The sequence below is a fragment of the Pseudokineococcus lusitanus genome (genome assembly GCF_003751265.1).
GTDB classification, from domain to species: Bacteria; Actinomycetota; Actinomycetes; order Actinomycetales; family Quadrisphaeraceae; genus Pseudokineococcus; species Pseudokineococcus lusitanus.
Genome location: NZ_RJKN01000005.1, coordinates 343,902 through 359,243, shown reverse-complemented (window position 1 = coordinate 359,243; position 15,342 = coordinate 343,902). Strand labels below are relative to the sequence as shown.

At 78.3% G+C, this 15,342-nt stretch carries 11 protein-coding genes; 1 reads left to right on the top strand and 10 read right to left on the bottom strand.

The annotated features are described in order from the left end of the window. Positions 1 to 96: 96 nt before the first annotated feature. The 9 genes from EDC03_RS11575 to EDC03_RS11535 form a co-directional block, all read right to left on the bottom strand. Positions 97 to 549: a hypothetical protein gene (locus EDC03_RS11575; protein ID WP_123380373.1), complete on the bottom strand. Its 453-nt coding sequence runs from the start codon at positions 547 to 549 to the stop codon at positions 97 to 99. A 222-nt stretch (positions 550 to 771) separates the two neighbouring features. After that, complete coding sequence (locus EDC03_RS11570) at positions 772 to 1,821, bottom strand: GumC domain-containing protein (protein WP_123380372.1); 1,050 nt, start codon at positions 1,819 to 1,821, stop codon at positions 772 to 774. A 158-nt stretch (positions 1,822 to 1,979) separates the two neighbouring features. Beyond that, positions 1,980 to 3,620, bottom strand: coding sequence for an oligosaccharide flippase family protein (locus EDC03_RS11565; RefSeq protein WP_123380371.1), 1,641 nt, complete (start codon positions 3,618 to 3,620; stop codon positions 1,980 to 1,982). Between the two features lie 61 nt (positions 3,621 to 3,681). After that, positions 3,682 to 5,295 (bottom strand): O-antigen ligase family protein, encoded by a 1,614-nt coding sequence (locus EDC03_RS11560; protein ID WP_123380370.1) that lies wholly within the window; start codon positions 5,293 to 5,295, stop codon positions 3,682 to 3,684. Then, complete coding sequence (locus EDC03_RS11555) at positions 5,292 to 6,620, bottom strand: glycosyltransferase family 4 protein (RefSeq protein WP_123380369.1); 1,329 nt, start codon at positions 6,618 to 6,620, stop codon at positions 5,292 to 5,294. The genes EDC03_RS11560 and EDC03_RS11555 overlap by 4 nt, the downstream gene beginning before the upstream one ends. A gap of 122 nt (positions 6,621 to 6,742) precedes the next feature. After that, positions 6,743 to 7,444, bottom strand: a complete 702-nt coding sequence (locus EDC03_RS11550) for a nucleoside triphosphate pyrophosphohydrolase (RefSeq protein WP_241967155.1) — start codon at positions 7,442 to 7,444, stop codon at positions 6,743 to 6,745. Continuing rightward, positions 7,441 to 11,058 carry a transcription-repair coupling factor gene (gene mfd / locus EDC03_RS11545; RefSeq protein ID WP_123380368.1) on the bottom strand — a complete coding sequence of 1,206 codons (3,618 nt, stop codon included), beginning with the start codon at positions 11,056 to 11,058 and terminating at the stop codon, positions 7,441 to 7,443. Before mfd ends, EDC03_RS11550 begins: the two co-directional genes overlap by 4 nt. A gap of 246 nt (positions 11,059 to 11,304) precedes the next feature. Then, positions 11,305 to 12,069: a MerR family transcriptional regulator gene (locus tag EDC03_RS11540; protein WP_123380367.1), complete on the bottom strand. Its 765-nt coding sequence runs from the start codon at positions 12,067 to 12,069 to the stop codon at positions 11,305 to 11,307. Next, positions 12,062 to 13,369 carry an MFS transporter gene (locus tag EDC03_RS11535; protein ID WP_199720178.1) on the bottom strand — a complete coding sequence of 436 codons (1,308 nt, stop codon included), beginning with the start codon at positions 13,367 to 13,369 and terminating at the stop codon, positions 12,062 to 12,064. The genes EDC03_RS11540 and EDC03_RS11535 overlap by 8 nt, the downstream gene beginning before the upstream one ends. 135 nt (positions 13,370 to 13,504) lie before the next feature. Between EDC03_RS11535 and EDC03_RS11530 the strand changes: the two genes are divergently transcribed. Then, positions 13,505 to 14,491, top strand: a complete 987-nt coding sequence (locus EDC03_RS11530; protein WP_123380365.1) for an aldo/keto reductase — start codon at positions 13,505 to 13,507, stop codon at positions 14,489 to 14,491. A gap of 69 nt (positions 14,492 to 14,560) precedes the next feature. Here the strand turns inward: EDC03_RS11530 and EDC03_RS17630 are convergent. Beyond that, on the bottom strand, positions 14,561 to 15,342 hold a 782-nt coding region (locus EDC03_RS17630), incomplete at its 5' end, for a PKD domain-containing protein (RefSeq protein ID WP_123380364.1).

Below are 15,342 nucleotides of genomic sequence, written 5' to 3'. Positions count from 1 at the left end.
GGCCTTCCTCCACCGGTACAACCATCACCGACCCCACTCCGCCATCGGCAAGGTCCCGCCCATCACCAGGTTGATCAACGTCCCTGGGCAGTACAGCTAGACGGGCTCCGGCTGGTCCGGCCCCGGGGCGAGGACCGGGCCGGGGCCGGCGCCGTCGGTCGCGCCGACGTCGTCGTGCTCGCCCGTGCGGGCGGCCGGCGGCGCGACGGGCGGGACCGGGGGCCGCAGGCCGTAGTGGCGGTAGAGGCGCTCCTCGTCCGCGACGTCGACGCGGTCGCAGACGCGGCAGGCGGGGGCGCCGGCGACCTGCGCGGCCGTGGCCTCCACCCGGACGACGCCGCGGGCGCAGGTGGCGCCCGCCAGCGGCACGAGGGCCAGCGGCGGCGCACCGGGCGCCGTCGGGGCGGCCCGGACCGCGGCCCACGTGGGGCGGCCGGTGCGGTCGTCGAAGTAGAGGTCGACGACGGGCCCGAGGTCGTGCCCGTCGCTGCTCGTGACCGCGGCGCGCGAGAGGACCAGGCCGTGGTCCTCGGTGAGGGGGGACGCCATCGCGGTGCTCCTCGTCCCCGGCCGCCGGGGCCGCGCCCCGGGGCGGGCCGCCGACGCCGGTCGGTGGGTGGTGGTCGCGGGTGCTGCGGGAGACGCCCGGGGGCGGGGGGCAGGGCTCCCCGGGGTCGAGGGAGGTCATCGACGGCCCGCGGCAGCCGCTGAGCCGCCCCCGCGCCGGAGGTCAGCCGTTCGGCCGACGCCCGGGGGCCGGCCGGCGGCGGGTCAGCGGCGCTCGGCCGGCACCGGGTCCTCCGCCGGGGCGGCGTCGTCCGCGCGGGGGGCCGCGGCGCGCGCCGGGCGGCCGCGGCGCCGGTCGCGGCGCCCACGGCGGTCCCGTCGCGGCAGGGCCTCGAGCAGCAGGAGCAGGAGGACGGCGAGGACGAGGCCGCCCGCGGCCGCGGGCAGGACGACGTCGAGGACGAGCGCCCGCAGGCCGGGCTCGCCGACCGGGCCGGTCGAGGTCGTCCGCGCGGTGTCGGCGGCCGTCTGCTCGGCGCGGAGGTCGTCGAGGTCCTCCTGGGCGCCCTGAAGCCGGGACTCGGCGACGTCCTGCTCGCCCTCGAGGGTGTCGAGCTCCGCCAGCAGCGGGGCGAAGGCCTCGAGCCCCGCCTGCGCCTCCTCGGCGGCGTCCTCGAGCGCGCCCGTGCCGTCGCCCCGCGCCTCGGCCGAGGCCGTCTGGGTGCGGAGGCTGTTCATGAGGGACAGCTGCGAGGAGTAGGCCTGCCGCGGGTCGGCCACGCCCTCGTCGGCGCCCACGGCGCTGACCCGCGCGCTGGCCTCGGCGAAGCGGCCGCGGGCGGCCTCGAGCTGGTCCTCGGCGATGCGGACCGGCTCGCCGAAGAGCTCGTCCGCGGTCGCGGCCGTCACCTCGGCGAGCACCGCCGGCACGACCGCGTCGGCCTCCGCCGGGGCGGTCCCCCGCGGCGCCTCGAAGCGGACGAGGACGCGGGACGAGCCGGCCGCCCGTCGCACGTCGAGCCCGTCCTCGACGACGGCGAGGTCGAGGCCGGTGGCCTCCGCGGCCGCACGGCGCACCGTCGGGCCGGTGGCGGCGGAGAGGTACGCCTCGACGTACTGGTCGGTCCCCGAGCTGCCCGGGAAGAGGCCGCCGGGGGTGCCGACGAGGGCGGGGACCTCGACGGTGGCGGTCGCCCCGCGCGGCTGCGGCTGGGTGCTGACGAGCCACACCGCCACGCCCGCCGCGAGCAGCGGCAGGAGCAGGAGGAGGGGCAGGCGCCACCGCCGGGCCCGGAGCCACTCGCCGATCTCCACCCGACCTCCTCGGTCCTGCGCCGTCACCGGACGGCACCGGGCCGGGGCCGCGGTGCGCGGGCGGCCGTACGGCCGCCGCCGGGCAGCGTACGGGCGCGCACCGACCGCGGTGCTCGGTCCCGGACGCTCCTCCGGGTGACGCTCCCCGGCCCGGACGGTCAGCCCGGGGCCGGTCCCCCGGGGGGCGGTCCCGGCCGGCGGGCTCCCCGGCGCCGCAGCCGCCGGGTCGCCGCCGCCGCCAGCTCGCGGTCCTCGGGGGGCAGGCCCGCGAGCAGCAGCACCGCGGCGAAGGTCAGGAGGACCGCGGGCCCGGTGACGAGGACGGCGCCCGCCCAGGCGGCGTCGAGCAGGCCCTCCGGGCCCGCGACGGCACCGGCGAGCCGGCCGGCCGGGACGGACACGAGCGCGCCGGCCGCCGTCGCGCCGGCGAGGCGCAGGCCGCCCTCGGCGCCGGCCCGCACGCCGACCGCCGTCCGGGCCAGCACGAGCTTGACGGTGTTGCCGACGACGAGCGCCACGGCCCACGCCACCGCGGCGCCGAGCGCCCCGTACCGGGGCACGAGGACGAGCACGAGGACGACGTCGCCGACGAGCACGGCCACGTTGACGGCCATCGACAGCCGCACCCGGCCGGCCATCGTCAGCAGCGCGGTGCAGGGTCCGGCCGCCGCCGCGACGAGGTGGCCGACGAGCAGCACGAGCGTCACGGGCGCGGCGGCCGCGTACCCGCCGCCGAAGACGCCCAGGAGGTCCTCCGGGTGGCGGGCGACGACGACGGCGGCCGGCAGGGCGAGCAGCAGCGTCCAGCGCGTCGCGGCGGCGTAGACCCGGGCGGCGCCGGCGCGGTCGCCGACGTGCAGCAGGTGCGCGAGGTGGGGCGAGGCCGCGCCGACGACGGGCGGGGCGGCGAGGACGACGAGGGCGGCCAGGCGCGTCGCCACCGCGTACGCGCCGACCTCCTCCTGGGTGGCGAGCGCGCCGAGGAGGAGGACGTCGGCCCACACGAGGCCGGTCGCCGCGACCGACGCCACCCAGCTGACGACCGCGAAGGACAGGACCGAGCGCACCTCGACGACGCGCCCCGGCGCCGGGGCGGCCCGGCGCGTCCAGCGGCGCAGGACGAGCAGGGCGACGACGGCGCCGGACCACCCCGAGACGACGAGGACCGCCACGGCGCCCGTCGTCCCGGCGCCGAGGGCGAGGGCGAGCGCGGTGAGCCCGAGCCGCAGCAGCGGCTCGGCCACCCGCCCCACGAGCGTGTGCGCCCGCTGCGTCCGCCACCCCTGCGTCGCCGACAGCGCCGCCTCGGCCAGCACGGCCCCGGGCAGGGCGAGCGCGACGAGCCGCAGCAGCGGGACGAGCGCCGGGTCGCCCAGCACCCCGGCGAGCAGGGGCGCGGCGAGGCCGAGGACGAGCGCGCCGGCGAGGGCCAGCGCGCCGCTCGTGCCGAGGCCGAGGAGCAGGAGGCCGCGCAGGCGGGCGCCGTCGCCGTCGGCGAGGTGGACGGCGGCGAACCGTGTCAGCGCGGCGCGGAAGCCCGCGAGCGCCAGGAGGACGAGGAGCGACTGCGTGGCGACGGCGGTCGTGTACCGGCCGACGTCGAGCGCGCCCTGCCGGGCCACGAGGACGACGAGGAGGAGGAGCGCGCCCTGCGAGCACAGCGCGCCGACGAGGGCGAGCCCGCCGCCGCGGCCCGCGCGCGCGACCGCGCCCCCGGGCGGTGCCTGGTCACCCGGCGACCCCGCCGACCGCCCCGCTCCCCCGACCGGTCGCCCCGCTCCCCCGACGTGCGACCTCATCGGGGCGTGGGCGCGCTCCCACGGCCCGATGAGGTCGCGCGTCGGGGAGGAGGGGGCGGGGTCACGGCGCGGGGGCCGCGGGGTGGTCGGCCCGGGGCCCGGGGCCGGCGGTCCCGGTCGCAGCGGTCTCGGTGACGGCAGGACCGGCGGCGGTGGCCGTGGTGGGAGGGAGGGCCGCGGGCACGGGGGTGACGAGCCCGCGCGCGAGGGCGCCGGCGCAGGCGGCGAGGGCCACGACGTACCAGAGCACGACGACGCCCGTGACGAGGTTGGCCGCGGCGCTGGCGACGACGACCGCGGCGCCGACGGCCGTGGCGGCCGCCGCCGTCGCGTGCTCGAGCGACGTGCGCGGCCCGCCGGGACGGCGGGCGCCGAGGGCGCGCAGGTCGCGGCCGGGCGCCGTGGCGCGCAGCGCGGCGAGGCCCGTGCCGACGAGCGCGGCCATGACCGCGGCGTGCGCGAGGAGGCCGAGGACGCCCGTCTCGACGAGCGCGCGCAGGTAGTCGTTGTGCGGGAGCTTGCCCGCGTCGGTGAGGGCCCGGACGCCGTCGAGGCCCACGCCCGTCAGCGGGCGGTCCGCGACGAGCGGCAGCACCTGGGACCAGTAGTCGAGCCGCCACGCGAGGCTGTTGCCGGTGGGGTCGGCCGCCGTCCCGGAGGCCACCTGGCCGAAGCGGTCGGCGACGCCCGGCAGGAGCAGCCAGCCGGCTGCCCCCGCCCCGAGGGTGCCGAGGAGGACGGCCGGGCGGCGCTGGACGACGGCGAGGACGACGACGCCGACGAGCCCGGCGAGGACGGCGCCGCGGGTCAGGGTCGCGAGCAGCAGACCCGTGCCGACGAGGAGGGCGAGCCCCAGCGGCACCCGCCCGCGGCGCGGGAGCGCCGGCAGCAGGGCGAGGCCGACGAGCACGAGGACGAGGAGCACGCGGGCGTACGTCGTCGGGTGGTCGAAGGGCCCGGTCAGCCGGCCGAGCACGCCCGCGGCCCCCGCGACGGGGGCGCCGAGGGGGACGAGGCCGGCGACCTGCGCCAGGCCGACGCCGAGCGGGGCCACCGCGGCCGCGCCCACCGCGGCGAGGACGACGACGAGGCGGCGCCGCGACGTCACGAGGACCTGGAGGACGACGAGCATCGCCACGACGGAGGCGAGGCGCAGCAGCTCCACGAGCCCGGCGGCGGGCGCGGCGGCCCCGAGGAGGCTCAGCGCCGCGGCGCCGGTGAAGAGGAGGAAGGCCGTCCGCAGGGCCGAGCGCGGCAGCGGCTCGCCCTGGGACCGCCGCACGACGACGGCGGCCGCCGTGGCGACGACGAGCAGCACCGAGGCGAGCCCGGCCGGGTCGAGCGCCCGGGCCAGGCCCGGGCCGCCCCCGCCGACGACGTCGAGCGAGGTCCGCACCGCGAGGAGCAGCGCGACGACGAGGAGCAGCCGGGTCGCGGCCAGGAGGCCGACGAGCGCGGCGGCCGCGACGGCGACGGGCAGGACGACGCCCGCTCCCCCGCCGTCCGCGGCGCCCGCCCCGACGGCCCCGGCCGCGAGGACGACGAGGAGCACGAGCAGGGCGGTGACGGCGCGGCCGCCGCGGGCCGGGCGCGCGTCGCCGTCCCGGTCGTCGTCGGGGACGGCGCCGTGGTCGTCCGGGGAGCGGCTCGGCGCCGGCGTGGCCGGTGCGCTCACCGGCGGCGCCCCGCGGTCACCTGCAGGTAGACGTCCTCGAGCAGGTCGGTGGCCGCGTCCCAGCAGTGCTCGGCGAGGACGCGCTCGCGCACCGGGTCCGTCGCGGCGGGGCACCGCGAGGCGGCGGGGCGCTCGGCCAGCACCGAGTCCAGCGCGGCGGCCAGGGCCGCGGCGTCGTCGACGGGCACGAGGCGGTGGCGCGAGGGCGCGCGCCCCAGCAGCTCGACGTGCGGCGCGATGTCGCTCGCGACGACGCGCGTCCCGGCGGCGAGCGCCTCGAGCACCGTCAGGGGCATGCCCTCGAGCGCCGACGGCTGGACGAGGGCCTCGGCGTGCTGCACGAGCGCGGCGAGCACGTCGCCGTACTGGTAGCCCGTGAGGACGACGCGCGGGTCCTGCCGGGCCTGCGCGTGGAGGGCGGCGGTGACGTCGTCGGAGAAGGAGGAGTCGCCGACGACGACGAGCCGGACGTCGGGGTCGGCCACGGCCCGGAAGGCCTCGAGGAGGAGGTCGGGACGCTTCTCGGGCACGAGCCGGCCGACGAAGAGGAGGTACCGGCCGCCGTCGCTGCCGAGGCCCCGGCCGAGGAGCGGGTCGAGCGTGGCGCGGGGGACGTCGCGCGGCGCGGGCGTGCCGTTCGGCGCGAGGACGCTCTCGCGCCCGAAGCGCGTGCGGTAGTGCTCCTGCAGCGCGCGCGAGACGACGACGAGCTCGTCCGGCGCGTGGCCGGAGACGGTGTGCCCGAGGCCGAGGACGCGGCGGGCCAGCCCGCCCCACTTGGCGCGCTCGTGGTCGAGGCCGTGGACGGTCTGGACGACGCGGACGCCGGGCGCCATCCGCACGAGCGGCGAGAGCAGCCCGGGGCCGAGCGCGTGGAGGTGGACGACGTCGGCGCCGCGGCCGACGGCGTGCGCCGCGGACGTGGCGCTGTGCGTGAGGGCGTCGAGGTGCTTGGAGCGCAGGGCCGGCGTCGTCACGAGCTCGATGCCGAGGTGCTGGCCCGTGGCGCCGGGGCGCGCGTCGGGCCAGCCGCCGTAGCCCTTGCGGCAGTAGGCGGTGACGCGGTGGCCCCGCTCGACGAGGCGGCGGCCGACCTCCTCGACGTGGTGCTCCACGCCGCCGTAGGTGGCGGGCAGGCCCTTCTGCCCCACCATCGCGACGTGCAGCGGCCGCCACTCGCGGGCGGGGCGACGGGGCGGGCGGGAGGGCGTCGCGACGGGGGGACGCGCACCGGCGACGGGCGCGGCCGGGCGCGGCGCCCGGGGGGAGCGGACGGTGAAGCCGGGGCGGGCGTCGTCGCCCGGAGCGGCGGGGCCGTGTCGCACGGAGGGTGCCTCCGGTCTGGCGAGGGAGCCGCCGGAGCGGCCGGTCGTCGCCGACCGTAGTTGTGAACGGGGGCGGGCAAAACCCCCCTGGACGGTGACAGGTGGACCAACGGTCCGTGCCGTCACCTCCCGGACGGGGCGTGACGAGCCGGCGCCGCGCGCTCGTCCGCCCGGGCGGCGTCCTCGAGCCGGCGGACCGCGGCGCGGAGCGCGGCCTCGGGGTCGGCGCGCGGGTCGTCGGCCAGCGCCCCGGCGACGACCGCGAGGAGGCGGTCCCCGAGGTCGTCGGCCGCCGGCCCCGGCAGCAGCGGGGCGACGTCGAGGTCGGCCCGGCGCGCCCGCCCCAGCACCTTCGCCGCCCGGGCGAGCGCCGGCAGGGCCACCGGCACCCCGTCGAAGGCGCTGTCCCGCTGCTTCTCCTGCCGCTTGCGGGCCTCCCAGCCCGCCTCGACGTCGGCGGCGGCGAGCGGGTCGGCCCCCTCCGCCGCGGCGAAGACGTGCGGGTGGCGGTGCACGAGCTTGGCGGTGACGCCCGCGGCGACGTCGTCGACGTCGAAGCGGTCGGCCTCCGGCCCGTCCTGCGCGACCCGTGCGTGGAAGACCACCTGCAGCAGCAGGTCCCCCAGCTCCTCGCGGAGGTCGGCGGCCGTCCCGGACTCGATCGCCTCGACGACCTCGTGCGCCTCCTCCAGCGCGTACGGGGCGAGCGACGCGTGCGTCTGCTCAGCGTCCCAGGCGCAGCCGCCCGGGGAGCGCAGGCGGTCCATGACGGCGACGAGCTCGCGGAGAGGGTCGGGAGGACCGGTGGGCGGGGCCTCGCTCACCGGGCGCCCGCCCCCGCCGCCACCTTCCCCGCCGCGGCGACGTCGTCCCCGACGACCGCCTCGAGGAGGTCGGCCGCCCAGTCGAGCAGCTCGAGCCCGCGCAGCGGCTTGCCGCCGATGCCGCCGGTCTTCGGCGCCGGGACGAGGACCGCCCGGATGGCGGGCTTGACGAGCGAGCCCGGGTAGAGCCGGCGCAGGCGCAGGGTCTGGCTGTCCCGCAGCTCAATCGGGGCGAAGCGGACGTTGGTCCCCTGCGCGCTGACTTCGGTGATGCCGGCCTTCCGGGCCCGCACGCGGAACCTCGCCACGGCGAGGAGGTTCTCCACCGCCTGGCCGCCCTTCGCCTCGGACGGCTCGCCGTAGCGGTCGACGAGCTCGTCGCGGACCTCCTGCACCGCCTCGAGCGTCTCGGCGACGGCAAGCTTGCGGTACGCCTCCAGGCGCAGGCGCTCGTGCGGCACGTACTCGTGCGGCAGGTGCGCGTCGACGGGCAGCTCGACCTTGATCTCGGCGGGCGGCTTGCCGGAGTCGTCGCCGCGGAAGTCCGCGACGGCCTCCCCGACGAGCCGGATGTAGAGGTCGAAGCCGACGCCGGCGATGTGGCCCGACTGCTCGCCGCCGAGGAGGTTGCCGGCGCCGCGGATCTCGAGGTCCTTCATGGCCACCTGCATGCCGGCGCCGAGGTCGGTGTTCTGCGCGATGGTCGCCAGGCGGTCGTTGGCCGTGTCCGTCAGCGGCCGGTCCGGCGGGTAGAGGAAGTAGGCGTAGGCCCGCTCCCGCCCGCGGCCGACGCGCCCGCGCAGCTGGTGCAGCTGCGAGAGCCCGAAGCGCTCCGCCCGCTCGAGGATGAGCGTGTTGGCGTTGGAGATGTCGAGCCCGGTCTCGATGATCGTCGTGCAGACCAGGACGTCGAACTTCTTGGCGTAGAAGTCGAGGACGGCCTGCTCGAGCGCCTGCTCGCTCATCTTCCCGTGGGCGACGGCCACGCGGGCCTCGGGCACGAGCTCGCGGAGGTGGCCCGCGGCCCGGTCGATCGTCTCGACCTTGTTGTGGACGTAGAAGACCTGGCCCTCGCGCAGCAGCTCGCGCCGCACGGCCGCGGTGACCTGCTTGTCGTCGTAGGCGCCGACGAAGGTGAGCACCGGGTGGCGCTCCTCCGGCGGCGTCGCGAGCGTCGACATCTCGCGGATGCCCGTGACGGCCATCTCGAGCGTGCGCGGGATCGGCGTCGCGCTCATCGCGAGCACGTCGACGTCGGTCCGCAGCGCCTTGAGCGTCTCCTTGTGCTCGACGCCGAAGCGCTGCTCCTCGTCGACGATGACGAGCCCGAGGTCCTTGAAGCGGACCTCGCTGCCGAGCAGGCGGTGGGTGCCGACGACGACGTCGACGGACCCGTTCGTGATGCCCTCGACGACGTCCTTGGACTCCGTCGCGGTGCTGAAGCGCGACAGCGACCGCACCGTGACGGGGAAGCCGGCGAAGCGCTCGGAGAACGTCTCGAGGTGCTGCTGGACGAGCAGCGTCGTCGGCACGAGGACGGCGACCTGCTTGCCGTCCTGCACGGCCTTGAAGGCGGCGCGGACGGCGATCTCCGTCTTGCCGTAGCCGACGTCGCCGCAGATGAGCCGGTCCATGGGGACCGACTTCTCCATGTCGGCCTTGACCTCGTCGATGCAGCTCAGCTGGTCGGGCGTCTCGACGTAGGGGAAGGCGTCCTCGAGCTCGCGCTGCCACGGGGTGTCGGGGCCGAAGGCGTGCCCGGACGTCGCCATGCGCGCCGAGTACAGGCGCACGAGCTCGCCGGCGATCTCCTTGACCGCCTTGCGCGCCCGGCTCTTCGTCTTGGCCCAGTCGCCGCCGCCCATCTTGTTGAGCGGCGGGTCCTCGCCGCCCACGTAGCGGGTGACCTGGTCGAGGGTGTCCGTCGGGACGAAGAGCCGGTCCCCCGGCTGGCCGCGCTTGCTGGGCGCGTACTCGATGACGAGGTACTCGCGCGTGGCGCCGCCGATGGTCCGCTGGATCATCTCGACGAAGCGGCCGACGCCGTGCTGCTCGTGGACCACCGGGTCGCCGGGGCGCAGCTGCAGCGGGTCGACCTGCTTCTTGCGGCGGCTGGGCAGCCGCTGCATGTCCTTCGTCGAGCTGGGGCCGCTGCGGCCGAGGACGTCGGCCTCGGTGAGGACGGCGAGGCGGAGCCCCTCGGCGACGAAGCCGGCCGAGCCGGCGCCCGTCGTCACGTGGACGACGCCGGGCTCGGGCGCCTCGTCGAGGCTCTGCACGCGGCGGGCCGGGACGTCGGCCTCGCGGAGCACCTCGGCGAGGCGGTCGGCGGAGCCGGGGCCCTCGGCGGTGACGACGAGGCGCCAGCCGTCGCGGGCGTGCGCGCGGACGTCGTCGAGCGTCGTCGTCACGTCGCCGGTGAAGGAGCGCACGTCGCGCGCGGACGCCCGCAGCTGCACGCCGCCGGTGTCGTCGCGGCTGCCGGCGAGGCCCTCCTCGGCCAGGCTCTCGTCGGAGCCGAAGGCCGTCAGCGACCACCAGGGCAGCCCGGCGGCGATGGCCGCGCCGCGGGCGACGGACAGCGGCAGGAAGCTGGCCGACGACAGGTCGACCGGGGTGCGCGCGCCCGCGGCCGCGTTGGACCACGCCGCGGCGAGGAACTCCTGCGTCGTGGCGACGAGGTCGTGGGCGCGGGCGCGCACCCGCTCGGGGTCGAGGACGACGACGTGGGCGCCCCGCGGCAGGAGGTCGGTGAAGGGCTGCATGCCGTCGACGAGGGCGGGGGCCAGCGACTCCATGCCCTCGACGGCGATGCCCGCGGCGATCTTCTCGAGCATGTCGGCGGCCCCGGGCAGCTGCTCCACGAGGGCGGCGGCGCGGCGCCGCACGTCCTCGGTGAGCAGGACCTCGCGGCACGGCGGCGCCCACAGGCCCTCGGGCACGACCTCGAGGGAGCGCTGGTCGGCGACGGCGAACTCGCGGACCTCCTCCACCTCGTCGCCGAAGAGCTCGACGCGCAGCGGGTGGTCGCGGGTGGGCGGGAAGACGTCGACGATGCCGCCGCGGACGGCGAAGTCGCCGCGCCGCTCGACCATGTCGACCCGGCTGTAGGCCGCGCCGGCGAGGCGCTCGACGAGGTCGTCGAGGTCGACGACGTCCCCCGCCTGCAGCCGCACGGGCCGCAGGTCCCCGAGGCCCCGGACGACGGGCTGCAGGACCGCGCGGACGGGGGCCACGACGACGCGCACCGGGCCGTCGGGCGCCCCCTCGGGGCCGGGGTGGGCCAGCCGCCGGAAGACGGCGAGCCGCTTGCCGACGGTGTCGCTGCGCGGCGAGAGCCGCTCGTGCGGCAGCGTCTCCCACGCCGGCAGCTCCGCGACGACCTCGGCGGGCAGGAAGCACCGCAGCGACGCCGCGAGCTCCTCGGCCGCGCGGCCGGTCGCCGTCACGGCGAGGACGGGCCGGTGGGCGGCGATCTCCGCGACGACGGCGGGACGGGTCCCCGCGGGGGTGGTGAGGTCGAGGACCTCGGTGGCGCCCTCGGCGGCGGCGGTGGCCGCGGCGGCGAGGGCGGGCTCGGTGCGCAGGACGTCGAGCAGGCCGGACAGGCTCATGGGCTCCTCGGAGCGGACGTGACGTGGGCCGCCGGGCTGGGGGTCTCGTCGGGCTGGTCGCGCCCGTCCCGGCGGGTGCGCGGGAGGGCCGCGGGGCGGCGGGTCCACGGTACGCCCGGTCCGCGGCCCGGGAGACGGGCCGCCGCCCGCGGCCGTCGGGCGGGCGCCGCGACGTCGGGGGCGACGGAGGACCGGTCGTCGGGCGGCGGCGGCGTGCTCCTCGTCGCTCCCGCCGGCCGGCGGGCGTCAGCCGTCGTCCGTCGCCGCGGCCTCCTCCAGGCGTCGCGCGGTGAGGGCCAGGGCCTCCTGCTGCCGCGGGCGCAGGTGGTGGCGCTGCAGCGCGTCGAGCACCTCGGCCCACGGGGCCTCCGTGGTCTCGGGCACGCCGGTGACGAGCTCCGCGAGCAGCGGTGCCAGGTGGTGGGCCAGGTCGTCGGCGAGGGCGCGCACCTCCCCGTCGGTGCTGCCGTCGTCCAGCGCGTCGAAGCGGCGCGTGAGGTCGAGCACGACGTCCCGGAGCGCCGGCGCGGCCATCCGCTCGTAGAGGCGCGCCACCTCCGCCTGCCCCTCCTCCCCCACCATCCGGGCGAGGAGGACGAGCACGTCGCGGTCGGCGGCGGCCTGCTCCGGCGAGACGACGGGGAGCAGGGCCACCCAGCGTGCGAGCGCGGGCGGTTGGTCCGGCGCCGTCCCGAGCGTGCGGAGCTCCGCGACGAGCGCCCGCTGCCGCTCCAGCTGGGCCACCTTCGCCGCCAGCTCGTCGTCGAGGGCGGCGAGGGCGGCGTCCGTGGCACCGGGCGCGGCGTCGTCGAGCAGGGCCGGCATCCGCTCGAGGGGGACGCCGAGCTCCGCCAGCCGCGTGACCCGCAGGGTGCGCACGAGGTGCTCGACGCCGTACCGGCGGTACCCGTTGGGGTCGCGCGGCGGCTCGGGCAGCACGCCGACGGCGTGGTGGTGGCGCAGGGTGCGGACGGAGACGCCCGCCAGCCGCGCCAGCTCGGTGCTACGCACGGACCTCCTCCCCCACGCCGTCCCCCGCCCCGTCCCGGGCCGTCCCGTCCGCCGTCCCGTCGCCGAGGGCCTCCGGCCGTCGCCCGAGGTCGCGCGTGGCCGGCGCGAGGACGCCGAGCGCCACCGCGAGGAGCCAGGGCGACGCGACGACGAGCGCCGCCGTCCCGAGACCCGCCCCCTCGACGAGGAGCGCGGCCCCCATGATGCCGACCGGCGCGGCGACCATGGCCGCGCAGTTCTGCAGCGCGAAGACCCGCCCCCGCGCCACCTCGGGCACCCGCTCGACCATGAGCACGCCCGTGAGGCCGCCGAGGCACCCCGACGCGAGGCCGAGGACGACGCCGCCGCCGAGCAGCGGGACGAGCGGCGGCAGGGCGGCGACGACCCCGATGCCCACGGCCGAGCCGACGAGCGCCCCGCCGAACCAGGCCCGGCGGCGGCCGCGGTGGCCGAGCACCGCGAAGAGCACGCCCCCGACGAGCAGGCCCGCCGCGATCGACGGCAGCACGGCGCCGAGGAGCTCGGGGCGGCCGAGGGCCGTGAAGTGCACCGGCAGGAGCAGCCCCTGGAAGGCGGCCAGGACGAGCAGGGACGTCGTCGAGATCGCCGTCACGACGACGAGGAAGGGGCTGCGGACGAGCACGCGCCAGCCGTCCCGGAGGTCCACGAGGCCCGTCCGCCAGACGGGCTGCCCCGCCGTGCCCGAGCGCTCGACGGCGCCGACCGCCCGGGGCATGAGCAGGGTGGCGAGGGCGGCGAGGCCCAGCGTGGCCGACGTCACCCACAGCGCCGTGGCCCCGTCGAGGAGGACGACGAGGACGCCCGCCAGCGCCGGCCCGACGAGGACCGAGACGGCCCCGATGCTCTCGCGGAGCCCGACGAGGCGCTCCGCGCGCGCCCCGCTGTGCCGGACGACCGCGGCGAGCAGCGTCTCGCGGGCGGTCATGCCGGGGACGTCGCCGAGCGCGCCGACCGCGCCGAGGAGGACGAACCACCCGACGCCGAGGCCCCACACGAGGTCGACGACGGGCAGCGCGGCCAGCGCCAGCGCGGAGACGACGTCGGAGACGACCGACACGGTGCGCCGGTTCACCCGGTCGACGACGACCCCGGCGAAGAGCCCGACGACGAAGGCCGGGACGGCCGTCGCGGCGGCCACGACCCCGGCGCCGAGGACCGAGCCGGTGCTCGCGAGGACGACGAGCGGGAGGACGACGGCGGCCACGGAGCCGCCGAGCACGGAGAGGGCGTAGGAGGCGAGGTACGCCACCGGGACGATCTTCATGGTCGTAGTGACCACCCTGACGCTACGTCGTGGTCAAGCGGGCCACGGCGGGCTCCTGCGTCGGGTCGCCGCGGTCGCCGGCGGCGAGGACGCTGACGCTCCTGGCCACGGGCCCTCGGCACCCGGGCGGGCCGACCGGAGGAGGACGTGGTGGAGACGAGGACGTTGGGCACGGGGCTGGAGGTCTCGGCCCTCGGGCTGGGGTGCATGGGCTTCAGCCAGAGCTACGGCCCGGGACCGGGACGGGACGAGGCGGTGACCTTCCTCCGCGCGGCGGTCGACCGCGGGGTGACCTTCTTCGACACGGCCGAGGTGTACGGGCCCTGGGTCAACGAGGAGCTCGTCGGCGAGGCGCTCGCGCCCGTCCGCGACGACGTGGTCCTCGCCACGAAGTTCGGCTTCGCGCTCGACGCGGACGGCCGGCAGACGGGCCTCTCGAGCCGCCCGGACGACGTCCGGCGTGCGGCCGAGGGATCCCTGCGGCGGCTGGGCACCGAGGTGATCGACCTCTACTACCAGCACCGCGTCGACCCCGACGTGCCCGTGGAGGACGTGGCCGGCGTCGTCGGCGAGCTCGTCGAGGAGGGCAAGGTCCGCTTCTTCGGCCTCTCCGAGGCGGCCGCGGGCACGGTCCGCCGCGCCCACGCCGTGCACCCGGTCACGGCCCTCCAGAGCGAGTACTCGCTGTGGACGCGCACGGTCGAGGACGAGGTGCTGCCCACCCTGGCCGAGCTGGGCATCGGGCTCGTCCCCTTCAGCCCGCTCGGCAAGGGCTTCCTCACGGGGACCGTGGACGCGGGGACGACCTTCGCCGACGACGACGTGCGGACGACGATCCCCCGCTTCACCGAGGAGAACCGGGCGGCGAACCAGGCGCTCGTCGACGTCCTGGGCCGGCTCTCCGCCGCCCACGGCGCCACGCCCGCCCAGCTCGCCCTCGCGTGGCTGCTGTCGCGGCACCCGTGGGTCGTCCCCATCCCCGGCACCCGTCGGCTCCCCCGGCTCGAGGAGAACCTCGGGGCCGTCGACCTCCACCTCACCCCCGAGGAGTGGCGGGAGGTCGACGACGCGGCCGACCGGGTGCAGGTGGCCGGGGCCCGCTACGGCGAGGAGATGGAGCGGCTGACCGGTCGCTGAGCCCGGGGACGGCACGAGGCCCGCGCCCCCCGGAGGGGACGCGGGCCTCGTGGTCGGACCGGGTGCCGGTCAGGGCACGTCGGTCGCCGCCACGTCGTCGAAGCGCGCCGTGACGGGCGCCCCGGTCGAGGAGACGTAGAGCAGGGCGCCGATGCCGCCGCGGGCCTGGAGGACCGCCGTGGTGTCGGTGGTGCGGCTCGTCCAGGTCGCCGGCTCCGGCGACCCCTGCGGCCACACCTTGACCGCGAGAGCCGTGGGGCCGGTGCCGGTGACCTGGAACCGGACCTCGAGGGGCCGGTCGGCGGCCGCGACGGCACCGCTGACGACGGCGCTCGTGAGCGTCGTCTCGGTGCCGCCGACCACGCGGGTCAGGTAGACGAGCACGCGCCCGTCGGCCTGGTAGCGCAGCTTGGCCCGGTAGTCGTCGGTCGCGGAGACGCGGCGGCCGATGACGGAGACGTACGTGCCGCCGCCCGTCGGCGCCGTGTCGAGCGACGTCGTGAGGCGGAGGTCGGTGGCCGTCGACTGCAGGCCGGGCAGCGCGACCGAGCGGTTGACGCCCACCCGCTCGGAGCGGACGAGGCCGAGACCGCCCTGGACCGAGAAGCTGCTCGCCGTGCCGGACGTGGTCCACGCCCCGCCGCGGTCCGCCGTGCCCCAGCCGCCGGCGACGGTGCGCCCGAAGGCGTCCGCGCCGAGGACCGTGGGCCCGACCGGCACGGGGGCCGTGACGGTCACCGACCGCTTGGCCGTGGCCGTGTGCCCGGCCGTGTCCGTCACCACGAGGGTCACCTCGTAGCTGCCCGCCGCGGCGTAGGTGTGCTGCGCCGTCGCCGTGCTCGCGGTCGCCC